21 protein-coding genes are annotated in these 22740 nt (G+C 70.3%); 10 read left to right on the forward strand and 11 right to left on the reverse strand.

Features of this window, described 5'->3' with window-relative positions; genetic code table 11:
• Positions 1-127 precede the first annotated feature (127 nt).
• Positions 128-2200: an ATP-dependent helicase gene (locus tag H8N03_RS14645; protein WP_187076943.1), complete on the reverse strand. Its 2073-nt coding sequence runs from the start codon at positions 2198-2200 to the stop codon at positions 128-130.
• Between the two features lie 61 nt (positions 2201-2261).
• Here H8N03_RS14645 and H8N03_RS14650 point away from each other — a divergent pair, with 61 nt between their 5' ends.
• Both H8N03_RS14650 and H8N03_RS14655 read left to right on the forward strand, forming a co-directional pair.
• The gene (locus H8N03_RS14650; RefSeq protein WP_354005131.1) at positions 2262-3170 is read left to right on the forward strand and encodes a DUF72 domain-containing protein; all 909 of its coding nucleotides are present in this window, start codon (positions 2262-2264) and stop codon (positions 3168-3170) included.
• Positions 3171-3246: 76 nt separating this feature from the next.
• Entirely contained in the window at positions 3247-3738 is a 492-nt protein-coding gene (locus H8N03_RS14655; RefSeq protein WP_187076945.1) for a DUF4019 domain-containing protein, read from the forward strand.
• Positions 3739-3805: 67 nt separating this feature from the next.
• On the opposite strand, the gene H8N03_RS14660 is transcribed toward H8N03_RS14655, so the two are convergent.
• The 3 genes from H8N03_RS14660 to H8N03_RS14670 all read right to left on the reverse strand — a co-directional run bounded on the left by H8N03_RS14660 (position 3806) and on the right by H8N03_RS14670 (position 6854).
• Positions 3806-4384: a DUF4142 domain-containing protein gene (locus tag H8N03_RS14660; protein ID WP_187076946.1), complete on the reverse strand. Its 579-nt coding sequence runs from the start codon at positions 4382-4384 to the stop codon at positions 3806-3808.
• Positions 4385-4421: 37 nt separating this feature from the next.
• Positions 4422-5075 (reverse strand): DUF4142 domain-containing protein, encoded by a 654-nt coding sequence (locus H8N03_RS14665; protein WP_187076947.1) that lies wholly within the window; start codon positions 5073-5075, stop codon positions 4422-4424.
• Positions 5076-5153: 78 nt separating this feature from the next.
• The gene (locus H8N03_RS14670) at positions 5154-6854 is read right to left on the reverse strand and encodes a hypothetical protein (RefSeq protein ID WP_187076948.1); all 1701 of its coding nucleotides are present in this window, start codon (positions 6852-6854) and stop codon (positions 5154-5156) included.
• 230 nt (positions 6855-7084) lie between these two features.
• Here H8N03_RS14670 and H8N03_RS14675 point away from each other — a divergent pair, with 230 nt between their 5' ends.
• Positions 7085-7405, forward strand: a complete 321-nt coding sequence (locus H8N03_RS14675) for a thrombospondin type 3 repeat-containing protein (protein WP_187076949.1) — start codon at positions 7085-7087, stop codon at positions 7403-7405.
• An 88-nt stretch (positions 7406-7493) separates the two neighbouring features.
• Here the strand turns inward: H8N03_RS14675 and H8N03_RS14680 are convergent, their stop codons facing one another.
• Both H8N03_RS14680 and H8N03_RS14685 read right to left on the reverse strand, forming a co-directional pair.
• Positions 7494-8339, reverse strand: coding sequence for a ZIP family metal transporter (locus H8N03_RS14680; protein WP_187076950.1), 846 nt, complete (start codon positions 8337-8339; stop codon positions 7494-7496).
• A gap of 52 nt (positions 8340-8391) precedes the next feature.
• The gene (locus tag H8N03_RS14685; RefSeq protein WP_187076951.1) at positions 8392-9288 is read right to left on the reverse strand and encodes a dienelactone hydrolase family protein; all 897 of its coding nucleotides are present in this window, start codon (positions 9286-9288) and stop codon (positions 8392-8394) included.
• Between the two features lie 78 nt (positions 9289-9366).
• Between H8N03_RS14685 and H8N03_RS14690 the strand changes: the two genes are divergently transcribed.
• Together H8N03_RS14690 and H8N03_RS14695 are read left to right on the forward strand one after the other, a co-directional pair.
• The gene (locus H8N03_RS14690) at positions 9367-9561 is read left to right on the forward strand and encodes a 4-oxalocrotonate tautomerase (RefSeq protein WP_187076952.1); all 195 of its coding nucleotides are present in this window, start codon (positions 9367-9369) and stop codon (positions 9559-9561) included.
• The gene (locus tag H8N03_RS14695; RefSeq protein ID WP_255428225.1) at positions 9558-9869 is read left to right on the forward strand and encodes an I78 family peptidase inhibitor; all 312 of its coding nucleotides are present in this window, start codon (positions 9558-9560) and stop codon (positions 9867-9869) included. Before H8N03_RS14690 ends, H8N03_RS14695 begins: the two co-directional genes overlap by 4 nt.
• A gap of 103 nt (positions 9870-9972) precedes the next feature.
• Here H8N03_RS14695 and H8N03_RS14700 read toward each other — a convergent pair whose 3' ends face one another.
• The 4 genes from H8N03_RS14700 to polA form a co-directional block, all read right to left on the reverse strand.
• On the reverse strand, positions 9973-12201 hold the full coding sequence (locus H8N03_RS14700; protein WP_187076953.1) for a xanthine dehydrogenase family protein molybdopterin-binding subunit: 2229 nt from the start codon (positions 12199-12201) through the stop codon (positions 9973-9975).
• A 10-nt stretch (positions 12202-12211) separates the two neighbouring features.
• Positions 12212-13189, reverse strand: a complete 978-nt coding sequence (locus tag H8N03_RS14705) for an FAD binding domain-containing protein (protein ID WP_187076954.1) — start codon at positions 13187-13189, stop codon at positions 12212-12214.
• Positions 13186-13767: an aldehyde dehydrogenase iron-sulfur subunit PaoA gene (gene paoA, locus H8N03_RS14710; RefSeq protein ID WP_187076955.1), complete on the reverse strand. Its 582-nt coding sequence runs from the start codon at positions 13765-13767 to the stop codon at positions 13186-13188. The genes H8N03_RS14705 and paoA overlap by 4 nt, the downstream gene beginning before the upstream one ends.
• Before the next feature lie 186 nt (positions 13768-13953).
• Entirely contained in the window at positions 13954-16773 is a 2820-nt protein-coding gene (gene polA / locus H8N03_RS14715; protein WP_187076956.1) for a DNA polymerase I, read from the reverse strand.
• A gap of 84 nt (positions 16774-16857) precedes the next feature.
• Here polA and H8N03_RS14720 point away from each other — a divergent pair, with 84 nt between their 5' ends.
• The 5 genes from H8N03_RS14720 (at position 16858) to H8N03_RS14740 (ending at position 20361) form a co-directional block, all read left to right on the forward strand.
• Positions 16858-17169, forward strand: coding sequence for a hypothetical protein (locus H8N03_RS14720; RefSeq protein ID WP_187076957.1), 312 nt, complete (start codon positions 16858-16860; stop codon positions 17167-17169).
• 1 nt (position 17170) lies between these two features.
• A complete protein-coding gene (locus H8N03_RS14725; RefSeq protein ID WP_187076958.1) occupies positions 17171-18142 on the forward strand; it encodes a homoserine kinase in 972 nt (323 codons plus the stop codon).
• 19 nt (positions 18143-18161) lie between these two features.
• Complete coding sequence (locus tag H8N03_RS14730; protein ID WP_187076959.1) at positions 18162-18941, forward strand: BPSS1780 family membrane protein; 780 nt, start codon at positions 18162-18164, stop codon at positions 18939-18941.
• Positions 18938-19678, forward strand: a complete 741-nt coding sequence (locus H8N03_RS14735; protein ID WP_187076960.1) for a FecR family protein — start codon at positions 18938-18940, stop codon at positions 19676-19678. The genes H8N03_RS14730 and H8N03_RS14735 overlap by 4 nt, the downstream gene beginning before the upstream one ends.
• A gap of 230 nt (positions 19679-19908) precedes the next feature.
• Complete coding sequence (locus tag H8N03_RS14740; RefSeq protein WP_187076961.1) at positions 19909-20361, forward strand: hypothetical protein; 453 nt, start codon at positions 19909-19911, stop codon at positions 20359-20361.
• On the opposite strand, the gene H8N03_RS14745 is transcribed toward H8N03_RS14740, so the two are convergent.
• Positions 20354-22738 carry a UvrD-helicase domain-containing protein gene (locus H8N03_RS14745; RefSeq protein ID WP_187076962.1) on the reverse strand — a complete coding sequence of 795 codons (2385 nt, stop codon included), beginning with the start codon at positions 22736-22738 and terminating at the stop codon, positions 20354-20356. The two genes, H8N03_RS14740 and H8N03_RS14745, sit on opposite strands and share 8 nt — an antisense overlap.
• Positions 22739-22740: the final 2 nt, after the last annotated feature.

Consider the following 22740-nt stretch of genomic DNA (forward strand, 5'->3'; position numbering starts at 1 on the left):
CCATCGCTTGGCGGATGGAGGCACCCGCGTCAAGAGCGGCACTGTAGGCCGCACGTTGGCAGTGTTTGTAGGCCGTGCACCGCGCGAGGCGTAGGACGTGCTCGCTTCCGCGGCGCACGCGGGAACTTCAGCGCCAGGCCGCGCGCGCCCGCGCGCGCACCTGCATCACCGGCGCCTGCGGCTGCGCGTGCGCGCCGGCGTGCGCCGCGTCGGCCTGCGGCCAGGCCAGCTGCTCGAAGTGCGCCAGCATCGCCTCGGTGATGAAGCGCGTGCGCCCCGCGTACACGTGGCGGTCGCCGCCGCCCGCCTGCTGCGAGACGTAGAAGCGCTGCGGCACGAGCAGGTGCAGGTGCTCCTTCGCGCGCGTCATCGCGACGTAGAGCAGGCGGCGCTCCTCCTCCAGTTCCTCCGTCGTGCCCGTGGCCATGTCGCTCGGGATGCAGCCATCCACCACGTTGAGCACGTGCACGGCCTTCCACTCCTGGCCCTTCGCGCTGTGGATCGTCGAGAGGATCAGGTAGTCCTCGTCGCGCAGCGGCGGCCCGCTCTGGTCGCTGGTCACCTCCGGCGGGTCCAGCGTGAGCTCGGTGAGGAAGCGTTCGCGGCTCGCGTAGCCGGCGGCCAGGCGCGCGAGCTGCTCCACGTCGAGCTTCCGGACCTGCGCGTCGTCGTGCATGCGCTCCAGCATCGGCAGGTACCAGGTCTTGGCCAGCTCCATGTCCGCGGGCCAGGCGAGCCCGGGCTCTTGCAGTTGCGCGAGCAGCGCGGCGAGCCGCGTCCACTCCGCCTTCGCCGCGGCCGGCGGCTCGAAGGCCTGCAGGGCCTGGTGCGGGTCGCTCGCTTCCGCCATCGCATCGAGCAGGCGCGTCGCCGTCGCCGCGCCTATGCCCGGCACGAGCTGCGCCACGCGGAAGCCCGCCATGCGACCGCGCGGGTTGTGCGCGAAGCGCAGCACGGCCATCACGTCCTTGATGTGCGCCGCCTCCAGGAACTTGAGCCCGCCGAACTTCACGAAGGGGATGTTGCGCCGGGCGAGTTCGAGTTCGAGGGCGGCGCTGTGGTGGCTGGCGCGGAACAGCACCGACTGCGCCTTCAGCGTGCTGCCCGCCTCGCGCTGCCGCAGCACCTGGTCGGCCACCCAGCGGGCCTGCTGGGCCTCGTCGGGCACCAGCACCAGCTGCGCGCGGTTGCTCGAGGCCTTGTCGGTGAACAGGTCCTTGGCGTGGCGTTCGCGCGCGGCGGCGATCACGGCATTGCTCGCGTCCAGGATGGGCTGCGTGCTGCGGTAGTTGCGCTCCAGCGTGACGATGCGCGCCTCCTGCGTGAACTGGCGCGGGAAGTCGAGGATGTTGCGCACCGTGGCGCCGCGGAAGGCGTAGATGCTCTGCGCGTCGTCGCCCACGACGGTGACGCCCTGCCCCGTGGGCTTCATCGCGAGCAGGATCTCGGCCTGCAGCCGGTTGGTGTCCTGGTATTCGTCGACGAGCAGGTGGTCGAAGCGGGCGCCGATCTCCTCGGCGAGGGTCGGCTCGGCCACCATGTCGGCCCAGAAGGCGAGCAGGTCGTCGTAGTCCAGCACGTTCTGCTGCTGCTTGGCCTCCACGTAGGCGCCGAACAGCTTCTTCAGCTCGTCCTCCCACTGCGTGCACCAGGGGTAGACGGACTGCAGCACGAGGTGCAGCGGCTCGCGCGTGTTCATCACGCGCGAATAGATGCCCAGGCAGGTGCCCTTGAGCGGGAAGCGCTTCTTCGTGTCGGAGAAGCCGATCTCGTGCCGCACCATCCCGATCAGGTCCTCGGCGTCGCCGCGGTCGTGGATGGTGAAGTTCTCCTCCAGGCCGATGCGCGGCGCGTATTCGCGCAGCAGGCGCGCGCCGATCGCATGGAAGGTGCCGCTCCACGGCAGGTTGGGCATCTGCTGCGTGCCGGCGAGCCCCAGCGCCTTCTGCAGCACGCTGCCCGCGCGGCGCTCCATCTCCTGCGCGGCGCGGCGGCTGAAGGTGAGCAGCATCATGCGCTGGGGGTCGGCGCCGTGGCGGATCAGGTTCGCGACGCGGTGCGCAAGCGTGTTGGTCTTGCCGGAGCCCGCGCCCGCGATGACGAGCAGCGGCCGGGTGTCGCCCGCGGTCTCGCCCGTGCCGTGGGTCGCGGCTTCGCGCTGCTGCGGGTTCAGGGATTCGAGCGGATCGGGGTACTGCATGGTCCTGGTTGCTGGGGTGCGCTTCGCGCAACCCAGCCTACTGACCCTGTATATTAATCCAGTGATCGCCAACATCCTCGTCGGCTCGGCGTCCTGGACCGACAAGACGCTCATTGCCTGCGGCCGCTTCTATCCGCCCGGGTGCAGGACCGCGGAACAGCGTCTGCGCTTCTACGCGCAGCAGTTCCCGCTGGTGGAGGTCGACTCGAGCTACTACGCGATGCCGCTGCCGCAGACCGCGCAGCTCTGGGCCGACCGCACGCCCGCGGGCTTCACCTTCAACGTGAAGGCCTTCCGCCTGCTCACGGGACACCAGGCCCTGCCCACCGCACTGGATCGCGACCTGCAGAAGGCGCTCGGCCCGGACGTGCCCCGCACGCTGTACTACGAGAAGCTGCCCGGCGAGATCCGCGACGAGCTCTGGCGCCGGTTTCGCGGCGCGCTCGCGCCGCTGCAGGTGGCCGGCAAGCTGGGCGCCGTGCACTTCCAGTTCGCGCCCTGGATGCTGCGCAACCGCGCGAGCATGGCGCACGTGGAGCACTGCGTGGAGAAGATGGAGGGCCATCTCGTCGCGGCGGAGTTCCGGCACCAGACCTGGTTCTTCGGCGAACACCTCGAAGCCACCCTGGACTGGGAGCGCGGCCTCGGCCTCGTGCACACGGTGGTCGACTCGCCCCAGGGCTTCGCGAACTGCGTGCCCTGCGTGTGGGACGTCACCAACCCGCGGCTCGCGATCGTGCGCCTGCACGGGCGCAACAGGGACACCTGGAACAAGAAGGGCCTCGCCGCGTCGTCGGCGCGCTTCGACTACCAGTACAACGCGGACGAACTCGCCGCGATGGTGCCGGAGATCGAGCACCTGGCGGAGCAGGCCCGGCAGGTGCACGTGATCTTCAACACCAACCACGAGGACCAGGGCCAGGTGGGCGCGCGGATGATGCGCGAGCTGCTGCGGGTAAAAGCGCGGTAAAGGGATGTACAGCGGCGGAGGCGCCGGCTGCAGCGGCTAGACTTGCCGCAACCGATTCCCGATGGAGTACGAAAGAATGAACAAGCGTGTCCGCCTCGGCCTGCTGGCCACGGGCCTGGTGCTCGCGATGGCCGCCCAGGCGCAGACGAAGCCGGCTGCCGCCGCCGCGCCCGCGCCGGCAGCGGCACCGGCCGCGGCGGCCAATGGCGTGATCAGCAACCCCGAATTCGAGAAGGCCGGCCAGAACGCCGCGCACGGGTGGCTGCTGCTGCTGGATCGCAAGGACTGGGGCACGGCGTGGGACGCATCGAGCGGGGTGTTCCGCCAGAACGTGCCGCTGGGCACGTGGATGGACAACGTCCCCAGGGTGCGCGAGCCCTACGGGGCGCTCGTGGAGCGCACGCCCGGCATCGCGGTCTACAAGAAGACGCTCCCCGGCCGCCCGGAAGGCGACTACGTGACGGTGGTGTTCGTCACGAAGTTCGCGAACAGGGAAGTCGAGGAGACGGTCACGACCGTGCGCGAGAGCGACGGCCGCTGGCGCGTCACGGGCTACAGCCCGAAATGACATTGCACGCGGCGCGCCGCGCCGCGGGAGCAATGTCATCCTGGCGGAAGCCAGGATCCATCGTCATTCACACCGCGCGCTGCCCGCGCAGCGATGCGCTCGGCAGTGCCTTGCCCGCCTTCGCGTAGTGGAAGCGCAGCGTGGGCAGCTGCCGGTCGATCCAGGCCTTGAGCACCGGGTCCTCGGCCTGGGCGCCCACCTTCTCGTAGTTGGCGATGTCGGCCTGGTACGAGCGCAGCACGACCTCGTCGACGTAGAGCCGGTCGAACTTGGCACCCGTGAGCTTGGCGAGCTGCTTGAGCACCTTGCCGTGCTCGTTGGTCGGCATCGGCGGTGCCATGCCGCGCACGTGCAGCAGGCGCAGCAACTCGGGCTGCGCCGTCTGCTGCCGCGCGAGCAGCGTGCGGGCGAGGTCCTTCACCGCCGGGTTGTTCGTGCGCGCCTCCGCGAGCTGCGAAGCCTCCGACTGGAAGCGCAGGTTGGCGGCGGAGATCTGCAGGAAGCGGCGTTCGAGCCGCTGCGCGGGCGGCAGCGGTTTCGCTTCCGCGGCGGCGGCCGCGGCATAGCTGCCGGGCGCGGCGGTGGCAAAAGCAGGCCACGCGGCCAGCACGGCCGTGGCAGACAAGACGAGCGTCGTCCAGCGCATCCCGCAACTCCTGTTCACGCCCCGCCTCGCCCCATCGCTATTTCCTGTTGGCGCCCATTGTCGCGGCATTCTTGCCCGACTGCGGCAATTTCTCTGCAGCAGCGAGGTGCTCCCGCAGGACCGGCAGGGTCTTGTCGACGAAGGCCTTGAGCTCCGGGTCCTTCACGTCCTTGCTCGCCTTGGCGAACAGCTTGATGTCCTTCTCGTGCGCCTTGATGCCGACGTCGCGCACGAAGGCGCGGTCGAACTCCTCGCCGTTCTGCTTCTTGCCCAGCTTCTCGATATCGCGTCGCAGCGCGCGCTTGGGCGCGGCCGGCAGCTCGATGCCGCGGCCGTTGGCGATCTTCACGAGCTCGTTGTTGGCGGCCGTGTGGTGGTCCACGAGCATGCTCGCGAAGCTCTTCACCGCCGGGTCGGTCGCCTTGCTCGCGGCGAGCTGCGACACCTGCACCTCGAACATGCCGCTGTTGGCGGCCTCTTCGATGAACTTGCGGTCGGCGCGCGCCACGTCCTGCTTCTTCTCGGGCGTGTTGCGCGTGCCGGTGCCGGCCTGCGCGGCCGGCGAGGACTGGCCGCCGGTGACGGAACTGCCCGCGCCCGTGGTCTGGGCCTGGCCGGTGCTCCAGGACAGGGCGAGGCCGAGGAAGGCCGGCAGGAGCGCGGCGCGTGCCTGTGCGAGGCGTGATTTCATGAGGATCTCCCTTGTGCTTTGGTCTCGAGGAAAAAAAAGGCGGCGCCGCTCGCACGGCGCCGCATGAACTTCAATGGCTTACTTCTTCGTGCTGCTGCCCGAACTGCTGCTGCCGGTGCTGGACCCCGCCGTGCCGCTGCTGCTCCCCGTGGAGCCGCTGCTGCCCGAACCGACGTTCGATGGATTGGCCGTGCCGCCGCTCATGGAGGTGCCCGCGCTGCCCATGCCGCTGGAGCCCTGCAGGCTGCTCGAGCCGCTCTGGCCCGTGCTGCCGTAGCTGCCCGAGCTGCCGGAGCCGCTGGAGCTGCCCATCCCGCTGGTGCCGCTGGTGCCGCCGGAGCCGCCCATGCCGCTGGTGCCCGATCCGCTCACGCCGCCCGTGCCGCCCTGGCCGTACGACGAACCGGAAGAGCCCGAGCCGCCGGAGCCCATCGAACCGGACATGTCGTTCTGCCCCTGGCCGCCGCTGCGGCTGTTGCGCCAGCTGGTGAATTCGTCGCTGAACTTGCGATAGCGTTCCTGCCGCCACGACTGGTAGTCGTTGTCGAGGTTGCGGATCTGCTCCTCGCGCCACTGGTGGTACTCGGGGTCGTGGTGCCCCTGGCCGTGCCCGCCGGTGTGCGAGCGCGTGCCGGTGCCGCCGCCCTGACTCCAGCCCGAACCCTGGCTGCCGTAACCGCCGCCGCCCTGGCCCCAGTCGCTCTGGCCGTAGCCCGCGCCGCTGCCGCCGTAGCTGCCGCCCTGGCTCTGGCTGCCGCCGTAGCCGGTCTGGCCGTAGCTGCCCATGCCGCCACCGCCGAAGTTGCCCTGGCTGCTGCCGTAGCCGCCGCCCTGCCCGCCGCCGTAGCCCTGGCTGCCGCCCCAGCTGCCTTGCGAGCCGCCCTGGCTGCCGTAGCCCTGGCCGCCGCCGTAGCTGCCCTGGCCCATGCTGCCCATGCCGCCGCCGTAGCTGCCGTAGCCTTGCGAACCGTGCGATCCCTGCGAGCCCTGGCCCTGGCCGTAGCCCTGGCTGCCTTGCCCGCCCTGGTACCCCTGGGTGCTGCCGTAGCCGCCGCCGCTCTGGCCATAGCCGCCGCCACCGTAGTGGCCGCCGCCGCCCTGCCCGTACGTGCCGCCACCCATCTGGCCGTAGGTGCTGTTGCTGCCGACGCCGCTGCTGCCCATCTGGCCGTAGCTGCTGCCGCCCATGCCGCTGCCCTGCCCGTAGCTGCCGTGCATGCCGCCGCCCTGGCCGCCGCCCCAGCTGCCTTGCTGGCCGCCGTAACGGTCCCAGTCGCTCTGGCCGGCCTGGCCGCCCCAGCTGCCCTGGCCGCCCTGGCTGCCGTAGCCGCCGCCACCCTGGCCGCCGTAACCGCCGCCGCCCTGGCCATAGCTGCTGCCACCCTGGCCGTAACCGCCACCGCCCTGGCCGTAGCTGCTGCCGCCGGACTCGCGGCCCCAGGTGCCCTGGCCCTGGCTGCCGCCGCCGTACTCGGAACCGGACGAGCCGCGGCCGTAGCCATGGCCTTCGCCACCGTAGCCGCCATAGCCCGAGGATTGCTGCGAGCCGAACTCCGACCCGGAGCGGCCGTAGCCGCCCTGCGAACCCTGGGAGCCTTGGGAACCCTGCGAGGCTTGCGACCCTTGCGAGCCCTGCAACCCGCCGTAGCCGCCACCCTGGCCACCCCAGCTGCCGCGCGACTCGCTGCCGCCGTATCCCTGGCCGCGCTCCTGCTGCTGGTCGCCGCCACTTCCCCAGCGGCCCTGCCGGTCGCGGTCTTCGTAATCACGAGACGCCATGTCTTTCACTCCTTGTGGATGTAGCGCGATGCGCGACGAACATGTTCGCGATCGGCGCACTCAGCGTAGGACGGGCGTCGGGTTGACCCTGTCGGACAACATCCGCTGGCATGTAGGACTGCTGTTCCATCCGGAAACGAAACCTCTCCGCGTTCACATGCCGTTTGCATGCGCGTATCCGCGCGTTCACATGGCGCGGCCACCATGCCCCCATGAGACAGGAGACACACATGAGAAAGACGTCGTGGATGACCTTGGCCGGTGCGGCCGCGCTGATGGTCGCGTTCGCCGCTCCGGCGCATGCGGGTGCCTCGGTGCACGTGCAGATCGGCACGCCCTACTACCCGGCGTACTCGCAGCCGGGCTACGTGGTCACGGGCCCGCAGTACTACCAGGCGCCGCGGCCTTACCACTACGGCCACGGCTACCAGCGTTCCCATCGTCGCGACCAGGACCGCGACGGCATCCCGAACCGCTGGGACCGCGACCGCGACGGGGACGGCGTGCCGAACCGCTGGGACCGCCGGCCGACGAACCCCTATCGTCGCTGACGAGCCACGGTGCTGGGGTTCGCTGCGCGCAACCCAGCCTACGGTCCCCGCGCGTAGGCTGGGTTGCGCGCAGCGCACCCCAGCACGTTCAATCGTGGTGCGCGACCGCGCTCACGACGACGACGAGGACGATGCCTACCAGCAGCCAGGCGACTTGCGCAAGCGTCTCGCGCGCGCCGAGGCGCTTCTGCAGTTGCGGAATCAGGTCCGCGAGCGCGACGTAGATGAAGCTGCTGCTCGCCACGACCAGGAAGAAGGGCAGGTAGGCCACCAGCTGGTCCACCAGCCACCAGCCCACCAGCCCGCCCAGGGGCGTGATGGCCCCTGCGAGCGTGAGCTTGACCAGCGCCGCGCGCCGGCTGCCGCTGCTCTGGCGCAGCACCGCGAGGTCGCCGATGTGGTGCGGCACCTCGTGCGCGAGCACCGCGATGGCCGCCACCGCGCCGAGCTTCGGGCTCGCCGCGAACGCCGATGCGATGAGGATGCCGTCGCCGAAGCAGTGCACGCTGTCGCCCGCCAGCACGGCCCAGCCGCCCGAGCGCACCTCGCCGTGCCCGTGCGCATGCCCGTGGCCCTCCGCATGGTGGTGCTTGTGCACGTGCGCGTGGTCGCCTTCGGCGCCGTGGTGGTGCTCGTGGCCGTGGTGCCAGAGCTCCGCCTTGTCCAGCAGGAAGAAGAACACCAGGCCCACGAGCAGCGTGGCGAACAGGGCGTGCGCCTCGCGGCCGCTTTCCATCGCCTCGGGCAGCAGGTGCATGAACGCGGTGGACAGCAGCGCGCCCGCCGCGAGGCTCAGGAGGTGCTGCTCCGGCAGGCCGCGGCCGGCCACGCCCGTGCCGGCGTCCTGCCAGCCGAGGCGCATGAGGGCGGCGGCGAGCCACACGCTGCCGATGCCAGCCGCGAAGGTGGCGAGGAGGATGGTGATCAGGGTCACGGACGGACGGCCGCCCCGCGGCGGCCGGATGCTGGTGTCGTTGTTCTTTCTCTCAGGCGACGCCGTGCGCGGCGAACCACGCGAGTGCGCGCTTCCAGCCGTCATCCGCGGGCCCCTGCCGGTAGCTGGGGCGGTAGTCCGCGTGGAAGGCATGCGGCGCGTCCGGGTACACCACGAACTGCGAGGCCCGCGCGGCGGGCGAACCCTGCGCCAGGCCCGCCTTCATCTTATCAACCGTGTCCAGGGGAATGCCCGCGTCGTCGCCGCCGTACAGCCCGAGCACGGGGGCCTTGAGGCTGCCCGCGAGGTCGATGGGGTTGCGGGGCAGCAGCGCGTTGGGCGTTCCGACCAGCCGGCCGTACCAGGCCACGCCGGCCTTCACCGGCGCGTGCGCGGCATACAGCCAGGTGATGCGCCCGCCCCAGCAGAAACCGGTGATGCCGGCCTTGCCCGCGTCGCCGCCGTTCGCCGCCGCCCACTTCAGCGCGCCGTCGAGGTCGGCCATCACCTGCGCGTCGGGCGTCTTCGAGACGATCTCCGCCTGCAGCTTCGCGATCTCGCCGTAGCTGCCGGGGTCGCCCTGGCGCGCGAAGAGCTCCGGCGCGATGGCGAGGTAGCCCGCGCGCGCGAAGCGGCGCGCGGTGTCGGCGATGTATTCGTGCACGCCGAAGATCTCGTGGATGACGAGCACCACGGGCAGGCCGGTGCGGCCCGCGGGCGCGGCGCGGTAGGCGGGGACCTGGAAGCCGTTGACCTCGTAGGTGATCTCGCCTGCGACCAGGCCGTCCGCCGGCGTGCGGATCGCCGTCTGCGCCATGAGCGGCCCGGCCGCCGCGGCGTAGCCTGCGCCGAGCGCGGCCTTCAGGGCGGTGCGGCGGGTCGCGCCCTGCTCCGTGACGGAACCGGGCACCAGGGCGTGCAGGTCGTTCTCGAGGTCGTGTCGCGGCATGGGAAGTGCGTGCAGTAACGAAAGCGCGGAGTCTACGGGCTTGGCGCAGACTACGCCTTTTTCGTCCCAGGAGAATCCATGCCCACCATCCGCGTCGAACTGTTCGAGGGCCGCACCCCCGAGCAGAAGAAGGCCCTCGTGCAGGCGCTCACCCAGGCCTGCGTCGAGACCATCGGCAGCAAGGCCGAATCCGTCGACATCCTGCTGTTCGACATCGCACCGTCGAACTGGGCGACCGGCGGCGAGCTGTGGTCCGAGAAGAAGAAGGGATGACGGCGATGCGACGCGCCTTCCTTCCCGCCTGCGCGCTGCTGCTCGCGGCCTGCGCGCAACAACCGCCCGCCGCGCCGCCCGCGTCACCCCCGCCCCCGCCCGCTTCGGCCTGCAATGCCGACGCCGCGCAGTACGCCGTGGGCCGTCCGCAGACCGCGCCGCTGGTGGAGGAAATCCGCCAGCGCACCGGCGCCCACATCGCGCGCATCCTGCGGCCGAACCAGGTGGTGACGATGGAGTTCAACGCGGAGCGCGTGAACGTGGTGGTGGATGCGGAGAACAGGATCACCGCGGTCCGCTGCGGGTGATCGTCATCCCCGCGGAGGCGGGGACCCAGGGCTTGGAAGGCTCGCCGCGCGCGGCGAGTTCCCGGGAGCCCTGGGTTCCCGCCTTCGCGGGAATGACGGAGCGTCAGGCCGGAAGGCCCGGCAGCAGCTTGTCCAGCGTGATCGGAAACTCCCGCACCCGCACGCCGCACGCGTTGTAGATCGCGTTCGCCACGGCGCCGGCGGCGCCGCTGATGCCCAGTTCGCCGAGACCCTTGATCTTCAGCGGGTTGGCCTTGTCGTCCACCTCCGGCAGCAGCACCACGTCGATCGCCGGGATGTCCGCGTGCACGGGCACGTGGTATTCCGCGATGTCGTGGTTGGCGAAGCAGCCGTGGCGCGCGTCGAGCGCGGCTTCCTCGTGCAAGGCGGTGCCGACGCCCCAGATCATCCCGCCCAGGAGCTGCGAGCGCGCGGTCTTGGCATTGAGGATGCGGCCCGCGGCGAAGACGCCCAGCAGGCGGCGCACGCGCACTTCGCCGCTTTCCGTGTCGACCGCGACCTCGGCGAAGAAGGCGCCGTAGGCCATCTGCCGGTACTGCTTCTCCATGGTGCCGGGCGCGATCTCGCCTTCCGCCTCGATGCCGTCAGGGCCGGCGAGCTTCGCGAGCGCCGCGCCCTTGCCGCCGCCCCGCACGTGGCCGTCCGCGAACTCCGCTTCGTCGGGGGCGATGCCGGCGGACTGCGCCAGCTTGCGGCGCAACTCCTCGCAGGCCACGTACAGCGCGGAACCGGCACTCGCCGCGCCGAACGAACCGCCCGACCCCGCGGTCGGCGGGAAGTCGCTGTCGCCCAGCTCCATGCGGACGTTCTCCACCGGCAGGCCCAGCATCTCCGCGGCGATCTGCGTGAACACCGTGTAGCTGCCGGTGCCGATGTCGGTCATCGACATGCGCGCCACCAGCACGCCGTCGCCCCCGAGCTTCACCTTGCATTTCGACGGCTGCAGCTTGTTGGAACGCGAGGCCGAAGCCATGCCCATGCCGACCAGGAAGCGGCCCTCGCGCACCATCGCGGGCTGCGCCCGGCGCTGGTCCCACCCGAAGCGGCGCGCGCCTTCCTCGAGGCAGGCGACGAGCTGCCGGCTCGAATACGGCACGTGCTTCTCCGGGTCCTCGGAGGGCTCGTTGGCGATGCGCAACTGCACCGGGTCCATGCCCAGCTTCTCCGCAAGTTCGTCCATCGCGCATTCCAGCACCGGCATGCCGACCGCTTCGCCGGGTGAACGGCAGGAATCGGCGACGGGCAGGTCCAGCTTCACGCGCCGCTGGCGCGTCATGCGGTGCGGCGCGGCGTACAGCGAACGCGTGGACGTGCACACCGGCTCCAGGTAGTCGTCGAGCCGCGCCGAATGGCACCAGGCTTCGTGACCGATCGCGAGCAGCCTGCCGTCGCGCCCGGCGCCGAGGCGCACGCGCTGCACCGTGTCGGGCCGGTGGCTGGTGAGGTGGAACATCTGCTGGCGCGTGAGCGCGGTCTTCACCGGACGCTGCAGCGCCTTGGCCGCGAGCACCGCGAGGATCACGTCGGCCCACACCGGCAGCTTGCCGCCGAAGCCGCCGCCGATGAACCGGCTGACGATGCGCACCTTCTCCTCGGGCATCTTCAACGTGTTCGCCACCCGCTTCTGCGCGCTCTCGAGCATCTGCGTAGAGCAGTGCACGACGACGCGGTCGCCCTCCCACCACGCGAGTGCCGCATGCGGCTCCATCTGCGCGTGGATGTGGACCGGCGTCGCGTACTCCACGTCGACCTGCACGTCGGCCGCGGCGAAGCCGGTGTCGAAATCGCCTTCCTCGCTGTCCGCCTGCTTACCTTCTTCCTCCGGCGGCTTCTCCGCGAGGTCCAGGTGCTCCTTCATCCGGAACTGGCCGGGCATCGCTTCGTACTGCGCCTGCACGAGGAAGCCGGCGGCACGCGCCTGCTCGAAAGTCCCGGCGACGACGAAGGCCACGGGCTGGCCGTAGTGCGGGATGACGGCATCGCCCAGCACCGGATGCGGGCGGTTGAAGCGCTCGCTTTCCTCCAGGCTGAAGGCCGCCTGCTCCGGCGCATTGAGGTGCGTCATGACGTGGACGACGCCGGGCGCGCGCTCCGCCTCGGTCGTGGAGATCGACACCAGCCGGCCGCAGCCGATGGGCGCCTCGACGATGAAGCCGTAGAGGGGACGTTCCGGCGCTTCCTGCACCTCGTACGCATACGGCGCCGTGCCGCACACTTTCTGCGGCCCGTCGACGCGGTCCAGGTCGCGGCCGATCAGGCCCTGGCGGTTGGCGTCCAGCGCATTCGGCGGCGCGGGTTGGTTCATCTCCATCGCGTTCCCCTCACGCTGCCGCTTCGGCCAGCACGCCCGCGAGCACGCGGCGCGCCAGCGGGATCTTGAAGTCGTTGTCGCCCTGGCCGCGCGCCCCCTGCAGCGCGGCGTCCGCGGCGTCGCGCGCGCCTTCGTCGACCTTGCGGTTCGCCAGCGCCTGCTCCGCGGCGTCCACGCGCCAGGGCTTGTGCGCCAGGCCGCCGAAGGCGACGCGGCCGCTGCGGACCACGCCGCCGGCCGATTCCACGATGGCCGCGACCGACACCAGCGCGAAGGCATAGGACGCGCGGTCCCGCACCTTGCGGTACACCTGTTTACCGGGTGGCGGCGGTGGCAACACCACCGAGGTGATCAGCTCGCCGTGCGCGAGGTTGGTGTCGACCTGCGGCGTGTCGCCGGGCAGGCGGTGGAAGTCGGCGATCGGGATCACGCGCCGGCCGCCCTGCCCGTCGACGGTCTCCACCTGCGCGTCGAGCACGCGCATGGCGACCGCCATGTCGGAGGGATGCGTGGCGATGCAGTGCTCGCTGGTGCCCAGCACCGCATGGTTGCGCGTGAAGCCGCCGATGGCCGAACACCCCGAGCCCGGCGTGCGCTTGTTGCACGGCTTGCTCGGGTCGTAGAAGTAGTAGCAGCGCGTGCGCTGCAGCAGGTTGCCGCCGGTGGTGGCCTTGTTGCGCAACTGGCCCGACGCGCCGGCCAGCAGCGCGCGGCTCAGCACGGGGTAGCGATCTCGCACGCGCGCGTCGGCGGCGAGGTCGCTGTTGCGCACCAGCGTGCCGATGCGCAGCCCGCCTTCGGGCGTGTCCTCGATGCGGTCGAGGCCGAGGCGGTTGACGTCGACGAGGTGCAGCGGCGTCTCGACCTGGATCTTCATCAGGTCCAGCAGGTTGGTGCCGCCGGCGATGAACTTCGCCTCGGGCTTCTGCGCCACCGCCTGCGCCGCGGCTTCGACGCTGCTCGCGCGTTCGTAGGTGAAGGGCTTCATGGCGCCTCCCCCACTTCGCGGATCGCGTCGACGATGTTCGGGTACGCGCTGCAGCGGCACAGGTTGCCGCTCATGCGCTCGCGGATCTCTTCCTCGCTCAGGAGCGGCTGCTGCTGCAGGTCCGCGGTGACGTGGCTCGGCATGCCGGCGCGCAGCTCCTGCAGCATGCCCGCGGCGGAGCAGATCTGCCCCGGCGTGCAGTAGCCGCACTGGAACCCGTCGTGCTTGACGAAGGCGCGCTGCAGCGGGTGCAGGCTGGCCGGTTCGCCCAGGCCTTCGATGGTGGTGACTTCCTCGCCGTCGTGCATGACGGCGAGGCTCAGGCAACTGTTGATGCGGCGGCCTTCCACCAGCACCGTGCAGGCGCCGCACTGGCCGTGGTCGCAGCCCTTCTTGGTGCCGGTGAGGTGGAGGTGCTCGCGCAAGGCGTCGAGCAGCGACGTGCGCGTATCGAGCTGCAGCTCACAGGCCTTGCCGTTGACGGTGAGGCCGACCGGCAAGGACTGCTGCGCCGGTGCGGGGAGCAGCGCAGGTGCTCCCGTCGCGTCCCCTGCATCGGGGCGTTCTTTCTCTGCCATGGACTCTCCCTGTGGGACGGGACAGTCTAGGCAGCCGTGGTGTGACAGCTGCGGCGAAATGGCGCGCGGGGGTGTGGGTCGCGGCTTACGCCGTGCTGGGGTGCGCTCCGCGCAACCCAGCCTACGGGGCCGGCGGTTCGTAGGCTGGGTTGCGCGGAGCGCACCCCAGCACCCCGCCCCCCTCCATCAATGCGCCTCTTCCCAGTTCGCCCCCACCCCGAACTCCGCCAGCAACGGCACCCGCAGTTCCGCCACGCCCGCCATGATCCGCGGGATCTCCACGCGCGCCCACTCCACCTCGTCTTCGGGAATCTCGAACACGAGTTCGTCGTGCACCTGCATGATCATCTTCGTGCGCCGGTTCTCGCTCTCCAGGCGCTGCTGCACCTGGACCATCGACAGCTTGATCAGGTCCGCCGCCGTGCCTTGCATGGGCGCGTTGATGGCCTGCCGCTCGGCGCTGCCGCGGCGCGGGCCGTTGGGCGAGTTGATCTCGGGCAGGTACAGCCGGCGGCCGAACACCGTCTCGACGTAGCCGCGGCTCTTGGCCGAGAGGCGCGTCTCGTCCATGTACTGCTTCACGCCGGGATAGCGCTGGAAGTAGCGGTCGATGTAGCTCTTGGCCGCGGACGTCTCGATGCCGAGGTTGCGCGCGAGGCCGAAGCTGCTCATGCCGTAGATCAGGCCGAAGTTGATCACCTTCGCATAGCGGCGCTGCTCGCTCGACACCTCGTCGAGGGCGACACCGAACACCTCCGACGCGGTGGCGCGGTGCACGTCCATGTTCTCGCGGAAGGCGCGCAGCAGCGCCTCGTCCTCGCTGATGTGCGCCATGATGCGCAGCTCGATCTGCGAGTAGTCGGCGCTCGCGATGCGGCACCCCGGCGGCGCGACGAAGGCTTCGCGGATGCGGCGCCCTTCCGCCGTGCGGATCGGGATGTTCTGCAGGTTCGGGTCGTTGCTGGAGAGCCGCCCCGTCACCGCCACCGCCTGCGCGTAATGCGTGTGCACGCGGCCCGTGCGCGGGTGCACCTGCTGCGGCAGCTTGTCCGTGTAGGTGCCCTTGAGCTTGGAGAGGCTGCGGTGCTCCAGGATCTTCGCCGGCAGCGGATAGTCCTCCGCCAGCTTCTCCAGCACTTCTTCGTCCGTGCTCGGCGCGCCGCTCGCGGTCTTCTTCACCACGGGCAGTCCCAGCTTGACGAAGAACACCTCGCCGATCTGCTTGGGGCTGCCCAGGTTGAACGGCTGCCCGGCGAGCTCGTGCGCCTCGCGCTCCAGCTGCATGATGCGCTGCCCGAGCTCGTGGCTTTGCCGGCCGAGCGCGGCGCTGTCGACCAGCACGCCGTTGCGCTCGATGCGGTACAGCACCTCGCTGCACTGCATCTCCAGGTCGTAGATGAAGCGCAGCTTGCCGTCCGGCTCCAGCTTGTTCCACAGCGCCAGGTGCACGTCGAGCGTCTGGTCCGAGTCCTCGCAGGAGTATTCGGCCGCCTTGTCGATCGGCACCTGGTTGAAGCCGATGTGCTTGGCGCCGCTGCCGGCGATCGTCTCGTAGTCGATGCCCGTGCGCCCCAGGTGCCGCTCGGCCAGGCTGGCCAGGCCGTGCGGCTTGTGCACTTCCAGGACGTAGCTCTCCAGCATCGTGTCGTGCTGGTAGCCGCGCACCTCGATCCCGTGGTTGGCGAAGACGTGCCGGTCGAACTTGATGTGCTGCCCCAGCTTCTTGCGCTCCGGGTTTTCCAGCCAGGGCTTGAGCCGGGCGAGCACCTCCTCGCGCGGCAGCTGCTCGGGCGCGCCCTGGTAGTCGTGCGTCAGCGGGATGTAGCACGCCAGGCCCGGTTCCGGGCTGAAGGACAGGCCGACGATGGAAGCCAGCATCTCGTCGAGCGAATCGGTCTCGGTGTCGACCGCCACCAGCGGTGCCGCCTCGATGCGCGCCAGCCAGGTGTCGAACTCGGCCCAGGTGAAGACCGTCTCGTAGTGCAGCGTGGTCGCCTGCGAGAGGCCGGACAGGTCCGGCTCCTCGAACAGGCCGCCCGGCGCGGGCCGGCCGCGGGCCTCCTTCTGGCGCTCCTCCAGCAGCTCCGGCGGGACGGCGTGCTCCTCCAGCTGCTTGACCAGGCCCTTGAAGCCGTAGCGGTCGTAGAAGGCCTTCAGCTGCTCGACGTCCTGCCCGCCGATGACGATGTCCTCCAGCTCCGGGAAGCCGGGGATGTGGTCCTTGAGGTCGCAGTTGGTGCGGATGGTGAGCAGGTGGCGGCCCTTGGGCAGCCAGTCCAGCGCCTTGCGCAGGTTCTCGCCCACGGCGCCCTTCACCTCGTGCGCGCGCTCGATGAGCGCGTCGAGCGAGCCGTATTCCTTCAGCAGCTTGACCGCCGTCTTGGGGCCGACCTTGTCGACGCCGGGCACGTTGTCGACGGCGTCGCCGACGAGCGTCTGGTAGTCCACCATCAGCCGCGGCGGCACGCCGAATTCGACCTCCACGCCGGTCATGTCGCGGCGGCGGTCGTTCATGGTGTCGATCACGGTCACGTGTTCGTTCACGAGCTGCGACAGGTCCTTGTCGCCGCTGGAGATGACCGTCACGAACCCGCGCTCGGTGCCCATGCAGGCGAGCGTGCCGATCACGTCGTCGGCCTCAACGCCGGGCACGTGCAGCACCTTCCAGCCCAGGAGGCGCACCACCTCGTGGATCGGCGGGATCTGCGCGCGCAGGTCGTCCGGCATCGGCGAGCGCGTCGCCTTGTAGTCGGGATAGAACTCGTCGCGGAAGGTCGCGCCGGGCGCGTCGAAGACCACGGCTGCGTAGTCCGCGCGGATGTCGCGGCGCAGCTTCTGCAGCATGTTGATCATCCCGCGGATCGCGCCGGTGGCGGGGCTGGCGGGGTCGCCGGGAACGGCCCGCAGGTCGGGCATCGCGTGGTAGGCGCGGTACAGGTAGCTGGAGCCGTCCACCAGCAGGAGGACCTTGGGTTGGGGGTGGGGGACTGCGTCCGTCTCGCTCATGGGGGGATTGTGCCTTTGCGGGCACGGCGGGGTTTGCTTCGCTCGCCTTCCGGCGCGGGCGCGCCGCCACCCTACAATCCGCACATGGGAAAGTTCCTGGTCCTGATCTCCGTCGCGGCGGCGTTCCCCGTCCTCGCGCAAAACACCATCGAGCGCGAAGGCAAGCTCGATCCGCGCAAGAACCAGAAGATCGAGCACATCCGCACCGAGGACAAGGACAACCGCATCGACGAAGTGCGCGTCGGCGGCCAGGTGCAGAGCGTCACGGTGCAGCCGAAGAACGGCGCGCCCGCCTACGAGCTGCAGCCCACCGACCAGGCCCGCAGCCGGCCCGAGCAGGGGCGCGACGGCTTCGCCGAGCGCAAGCAGCGCGTCTGGAACGTCCTGGGTTTCTGAGATGGCGGTCTTCACCGAAGTCTCGCAGGACGAGGCCACCGCGCTGCTGCGCGCCCTCAACCTGGGCGAGCTCGCCGAGCTGCGCGGCATCCAGAGCGGCATCGAGAACACCAACTACTTCGTCACCGTGCGGGACGTGCTGGGCACGCGCGAGTTCGTGCTGACGCTGTTCGAGCGCCTCACGGCCGAACAGCTGCCCTTCTACCTGTACCTGATGAAGCACCTGGCGCAGCATGGCATCCCCGTGCCGGACCCGGCGGCGGACCGCAACGGCGAGATCCTGCACACGGTCTGCGGCAAGCCCGCGGCGCTGGTGAACAAGCTGGAAGGCAAGCACGAACTGGCGCCGGGCCCGGACCACTGCGCGCAGGTGGGCGCCATGCTCGCCCGCATGCACCTGGCCGGCCGCGACTACGGCCGGCGCCAGCCCAACCTGCGCGGCCTGGCGTGGTGGAACGAGACCGTGCCCGTGGTGCTGCCGTTCGTGAGCGCCGAGCAGGCCGCCCTGCTGCGCGGCGAGCTGGCCTTCCAGAACCACGTGGCCGCCACCTCCGCCTATGCCGCCCTGCCCCGCGGGCCGGTCCATGCCGACCTGTTCCGCGACAACGTGATGTTCGACGGCGACCGGCTGACCGGCTTCTTCGACTTCTACTTCGCCGGCGTGGACACCTGGCTGTTCGACCTGGCGGTGTGCCTCAACGACTGGGCGATCGACCTGCCCACCGGCGTGCACCACCCCGAGCGGGCCCGCGCCTTCGTGGAGGCGTACGCCTCGGTGCGCCCGCTGTCCGCCGCCGAACGCCAGTTGCTGCCGGCCATGCTGCGCGCCGGGGCGCTGCGCTTCTGGATCTCCCGCCTCTGGGACTTCCACCTGCCGCGCGAGGCCTCGCTGCTGAACCCGCACGACCCCTCCCATTTCGAGCGCGTGCTGCGGGAACGGGTGCGCCACCCGGTCTCCGCCGCTGGCCTGTGAACGGGGCGCGACACACGCCGTGAAACTGAACATCGTTCCCGCGCGTACCGGCATCGAGTGGGTGAAACTCGGTGTGAAGACCTTCCTGAAGCAGCCCCTGGCCTTGACCGGCCTGTTCTTCATGTACATGGCGGTGGTGCTGGTGATCTCGCAGCTGCCCGTGGTCGGGCCCGTCCTCGGCGCCATGCTGGTGCCGGCAGCGACGCTCGGCCTGATGGCGGCCACCGCGGAAGCGGCGGCGGGGCGCTTCCCCATGCCCACCGTGCTGGTCAGCGCCTTCCGCGCCGGCCGCCAGCGCGCCCGCGCCATGCTGGTGCTGGGCGTCATCTACACCGCGGGCTCGGTGCTCGCGAGCGTGCTGGGCGCGCTGGTGGTGGGGGAATCCGCCGCCACCGCCGTGGATGCCGCGCCGCAGGTGGACGCGCGCACGCTGCTCGTGCTGCTGCTGCACATCCCGCTGGTGGTGCTGTTCTGGCACGCGCCGGCGCTCGTGCACTGGCATGGCGTCGCGCCCGCGAAGAGCCTGTTCTTCAGCGCGGTCGCGTGCTTCCGCAACTTCGGCGCCTTCGTCGTGTACAGCCTGGCCTGGCTGGCCGTGTTCATGGCCATCGGCTTCTTCGTCAGCACCGTCGGGATGATGCTGGGGGGCCTCGCGGTCGCCCGCAGCATCATGATGCCCACGGTGCTGATCCTGGTGGCGATGTTCTCCACCTCGCTCTACTTCACGTTCCGCGACAGCTTCCGCGCCGACGGCGAGGGCGAGGTCGCGGCCCCACCGGAAGGAGAAAGCACGCCATGAGCCAGCACACCCTGCAAGGACGCACCGAGGACGAACTGCTCTGGTACCGCCGCCGCGGCTTCCTGCAGGCGGCGGCCGCCTGGACCGCGTTGGGGGGCTGGGGCGCGGCCATGGCGCAGCAGCGCAGCAACGTCGTGGACCTGCGGGGCGACGCCTTCGTCAACGGCGCGCAACTGCGGCGGGACCAGTACATCCAGACCGGGGACCGCATCGAGACCGGGCCCGACGGGCACCTGGTGTTCGTGATGGGCAACTCCTCGTTCCTGGTGCGCCAGAACTCCCGCTTCGTGGTGGAGCGCGGCGACACGCTGTCGGCCGTCAGCGTCCTGCGGCTGCTGACCGGCGCGATCGTGAGCGTGTGGAGCAAGGGCCCGTCGCGCCAGATCGTCACGCCGACGCTCACGGCAGGAATCCGCGGCACCGGCGTGTACACGGAAGTGCGCGAGGACGGGCGCAGCTACTTCTGCAACTGCTACGGCACGGTGGAACTCGTGGCGGGACGGGACCGGACGGTGTCGCGCTCCGACTACCACCAGTCCTTCTGGGCGGAGGTCGCGCCGCGCGACGGCCGCCTGCTGACGCCCGCGGGCGCGATCAACCACTCCGACGAGGAAGTGGAGCTGGTCGCGGCGCTGCTGGGACAGCCCACGCGCTGGCAGGAGCTGGGGCGCAAGGGCGTGAAGGACGGGGCGGGGTACATGGAAGAGAACCACCCGCCGCATCCGCTGGTGCGCTGACGCGCACGCGGTGGGCTGTCCGAGGCTCGGCTGTGCCTTCTGTTCGGGGACGGCGCCAGCATTGGTACGGTTGCGGCGCGACAGCGCCAGCATTTGTAGGGTGGCGGCGCGCCAGCGCCGGAAGGTGAGCGCCCGCGAACCCCACCGCCCAAGGCCCAGCCGACGCCCGGTTTTGCCCGCCCGTGTAAGCCTTTGTTACCATTCCGCCCGCCACGAGGGAGGTGAGCGAAATGAACAAGTCGTTGTGGGGCAAGCGCAAGGACTTCCCGGACACGGAGCCCCAGTCCACCCTGCCGATGGTGCCGCCCTGGGAGGAGAGCGCCTACGCCGAGACGGAGCCCATGCCGCTCGCCAGCGTGCGGCCCGCGCGCCCGGAGCCCCTGGCCCTCGCACCGATGGAGGTGAGCGTCTACGAGGCGATGGCGCTCGCGCGCAAGGACGACCGCGTCTGCCCGCAGCCCTCCCGCTGGCTGGAGTTCTTCGCGCTCCTCAAGGAGCACGCCCGCGGCGCCACCCTCCCCGCCGAACCGCTCCTGGGCTCCGCCTGGGCCGCGACGCCGCCGCTGGCCAAGCGGATGTGCTTCGAGGAGCAGCTGGAATGGGCGGCGCGCCACGGTTGCCTGCAGGCGGCCTACGACTTCCTGAAGGCGCTGCGCGAGCCGGAGTGGCACCTCGCTAGGTAACCGGCGTCAGCTTCGCCACCGCCAGCGCCAGCCACTTCTGGCCGTGGCGGGGGAAGTTGATGTGGGCGCGGGCGTCCGGTCCCGATCCCTCGATCGTCAGCACCGTGCCCTCGCCGAACTTGGTGTGGAACACCTTCATGCCCTGCTTCAGCCCGTGCGCCGGCTCCGCCTTCTGCTGCGGCACGGGCGGGCTGGCGAAGGTCTCCGTGCGGTCGCGCCCGTAGCCCGTGGCCATCGAGTTGCCGGAACGTGAGGTCGGATAGCCCATGCCGAAGCCGAAGGCCGATCCGCCGAAGCTCTGGTTCCTGGGCGTCAGCCACTTGAGCGCGCCCTCGGGCAGCTCGTCGAAGAAGCGGCTCTTGACGTTGTAGCGGGTCTGCCCGTGCAGCAGGCGCGTCTGCGAGTAGCTGAGGTACAGCCGCTTGCGCGCGCGCGTGATCGCGACGTACATCAGGCGGCGCTCCTCCTCCAGCCCCTCGTAGTCGGCGAGCGAGCGTTCGCTGGGGAACAAGCCCTCCTCCAGGCCGGTGACGAAGACGCAGTCGAACTCCAGCCCCTTGGCGGCGTGCACCGTCATGAGCTGCACGGCGTCCTGCCCGGCCTGCGCCTGGTTGTCGCCGGACTCCAGCGCCGCGTGCGTGAGGAAGGCCGCGAGCGGCGACAGCGTCTCGCCCGTCTCCGCATCCGGCGGCACGTAGTCGGGCGCCGGTTCGTTCACCTCCGGCAGGCTCGGGTCCAGGCCCTGGCTGGCGGGGGACTGGCGCAGCACGTTGGCGCCGAGTTCGTCGATGGGCAGCGCCACCGCGTCGCGGCCGAAGCCTTCCTGCGTGACGAAGCTCTCGGCGGCGTTGACCAGTTCCTCCAGGTTCTCGATGCGGTCGGCGCCGTCGCGCTCGGCGCGGTAGTGCTCCACGAGGCCGCTGCGCTGCAACATCACCTCGATGATCTCGCGCAGCGTGAGCCCTTCGGTCTCGGCACGCATGGCGTCGATCTTCTGCACGAAGGCGGCCAGGTTGGCCCCGGCCTTGCCGGTGGTCGCCTTCACCGCGTCGTGCAGAGAGGAGCCCGACGCGCGTGCCGCGTCCTGCAGCTGCTCGATGGTGCGCGCGCCGATGCCGCGCGCGGGGAAGTTCACCACGCGGATGAAGCTCGTGTCGTCGTTCGGGTTCTCGAGCAGGCGCAGGTAGGACAGCGCGTGCTTGATCTCGGCGCGCTCGAAGAAGCGCAGGCCGCCGTACACGCGGTAAGGCACCGCGGCGTTGAACAGCGAGGTCTCGATCACCCGCGACTGCGCGTTGCTGCGATAGAGCACCGCGATCTCGTGCCGGGGCACGCCCTCGCGGTACAGGTTGCGGATCTCCTCCACCATCCACTGCGCCTCGGCCATGTCGGTGGGCGCCTCGTACACGCGCACCGGCTCGCCCGGGCCCTGGTCGGTGCGCAGGTTCTTGCCCAGGCGCGTCTTGTTGTGTGCGATCAGCGCGTTGGCGGAATCGAGGATGTTGCTGAAGCTGCGGTAGTTCTGCTCCAGCTTGATCTGGTGGCGCACGTCGAACTCGCGCACGAAGTCCGCCATGTTGCCCACGCGGGCGCCGCGGAAGGCGTAGATGCTCTGGTCGTCGTCGCCCACGGCGAAGACCGCGTTGTTCCCGCCGGCGAACATCTTCAGCCAGGCGTACTGCAGCTTGTTGGTGTCCTGGAACTCGTCGACCAGGATGTGGTGGAAGCGGCGGCGGTAGTGCTCGCGGATCGCGTCGTTGTCGCGCAGCAGCTCGTAGCTGCGCAGCATGAGCTCGGCGAAGTCGACCACGCCTTCGCGCTGGCACTGCTCCTCGTACAGCTGGTAGATCTCGGCCTTGCGGCGGTCGTCCTCGGTCCGCACCTCCACCATGTTGGGCCGCAGGCCTTCCTCCTTGGCGCCCGCGATAAACCACTGCAGCTCCTTGGCGGGGAAGCGCTCCTCGTCCACGTTGTGCTGCTTCATCAGCCGCTTGATGGACGAGAGCTGGTCCTGCGTGTCCAGGATCTGGAAGGTGGCGGGCAGGTTGGCGAGCTTCCAGTGCGCACGCAGGAAGCGGTTGCACAGGCCGTGGAAGGTGCCGATCCACATGCCGCGCACGTTCACCGGCAGCATGGCCGTGAGGCGGGTCATCATCTCCTTGGCCGCCTTGTTGGTGAACGTGACGGCCATGACGTTGCCCGGGCCGATCTGGCCCGTGGCCAGCAGCCAGGCGATGCGGGTGGTGAGCACGCGCGTCTTGCCGGACCCGGCGCCGGCGAGGATGAGTGCGTGCTCGGCCGGGAGGGTGACGGCCGCTTTCTGCTCGGGGTTGAGGGACTGCAGCAGGGGCGAGTCGGCGGCGGCTTCTGGGAACATGT

It is taken from the genome of Ramlibacter cellulosilyticus (genome assembly GCF_014297465.1).
Classification (GTDB): Bacteria; Pseudomonadota; Gammaproteobacteria; order Burkholderiales; family Burkholderiaceae_C; genus Ramlibacter; species Ramlibacter cellulosilyticus.

What these genes read in the sequence shown, in the direction of transcription:
- H8N03_RS14655 (WP_187076945.1), top strand. Translation starts at nt 3,247, where the DNA reads ATGAACAAGCGTGTCCGCCTCGGCCTGCTGGCCACGGGCCTGGTGCTC.
- H8N03_RS14675 (WP_187076949.1), top strand. Translation starts at nt 7,085, where the DNA reads ATGAGAAAGACGTCGTGGATGACCTTGGCCGGTGCGGCCGCGCTGATG.
- H8N03_RS14735 (WP_187076960.1), top strand. Translation starts at nt 18,938, where the DNA reads ATGAGCCAGCACACCCTGCAAGGACGCACCGAGGACGAACTGCTCTGG.
- H8N03_RS14700 (WP_187076953.1), bottom strand. Translation starts at nt 12,201, where the DNA reads ATGGAGATGAACCAACCCGCGCCGCCGAATGCGCTGGACGCCAACCGC.
- H8N03_RS14695 (WP_255428225.1), top strand. Translation starts at nt 9,558, where the DNA reads ATGACGGCGATGCGACGCGCCTTCCTTCCCGCCTGCGCGCTGCTGCTC.
- polA (WP_187076956.1), bottom strand. Translation starts at nt 16,773, where the DNA reads ATGAGCGAGACGGACGCAGTCCCCCACCCCCAACCCAAGGTCCTCCTG.
- paoA (WP_187076955.1), bottom strand. Translation starts at nt 13,767, where the DNA reads ATGGCAGAGAAAGAACGCCCCGATGCAGGGGACGCGACGGGAGCACCT.
- H8N03_RS14705 (WP_187076954.1), bottom strand. Translation starts at nt 13,189, where the DNA reads ATGAAGCCCTTCACCTACGAACGCGCGAGCAGCGTCGAAGCCGCGGCG.
- H8N03_RS14745 (WP_187076962.1), bottom strand. Translation starts at nt 22,738, where the DNA reads ATGTTCCCAGAAGCCGCCGCCGACTCGCCCCTGCTGCAGTCCCTCAAC.
- H8N03_RS14660 (WP_187076946.1), bottom strand. Translation starts at nt 4,384, where the DNA reads ATGCGCTGGACGACGCTCGTCTTGTCTGCCACGGCCGTGCTGGCCGCG.
- H8N03_RS14645 (WP_187076943.1), bottom strand. Translation starts at nt 2,200, where the DNA reads ATGCAGTACCCCGATCCGCTCGAATCCCTGAACCCGCAGCAGCGCGAA.
- H8N03_RS14665 (WP_187076947.1), bottom strand. Translation starts at nt 5,075, where the DNA reads ATGAAATCACGCCTCGCACAGGCACGCGCCGCGCTCCTGCCGGCCTTC.
- H8N03_RS14740 (WP_187076961.1), top strand. Translation starts at nt 19,909, where the DNA reads ATGAACAAGTCGTTGTGGGGCAAGCGCAAGGACTTCCCGGACACGGAG.
- H8N03_RS14670 (WP_187076948.1), bottom strand. Translation starts at nt 6,854, where the DNA reads ATGGCGTCTCGTGATTACGAAGACCGCGACCGGCAGGGCCGCTGGGGA.
- H8N03_RS14725 (WP_187076958.1), top strand. Translation starts at nt 17,171, where the DNA reads ATGGCGGTCTTCACCGAAGTCTCGCAGGACGAGGCCACCGCGCTGCTG.
- H8N03_RS14690 (WP_187076952.1), top strand. Translation starts at nt 9,367, where the DNA reads ATGCCCACCATCCGCGTCGAACTGTTCGAGGGCCGCACCCCCGAGCAG.
- H8N03_RS14685 (WP_187076951.1), bottom strand. Translation starts at nt 9,288, where the DNA reads ATGCCGCGACACGACCTCGAGAACGACCTGCACGCCCTGGTGCCCGGT.
- H8N03_RS14720 (WP_187076957.1), top strand. Translation starts at nt 16,858, where the DNA reads ATGGGAAAGTTCCTGGTCCTGATCTCCGTCGCGGCGGCGTTCCCCGTC.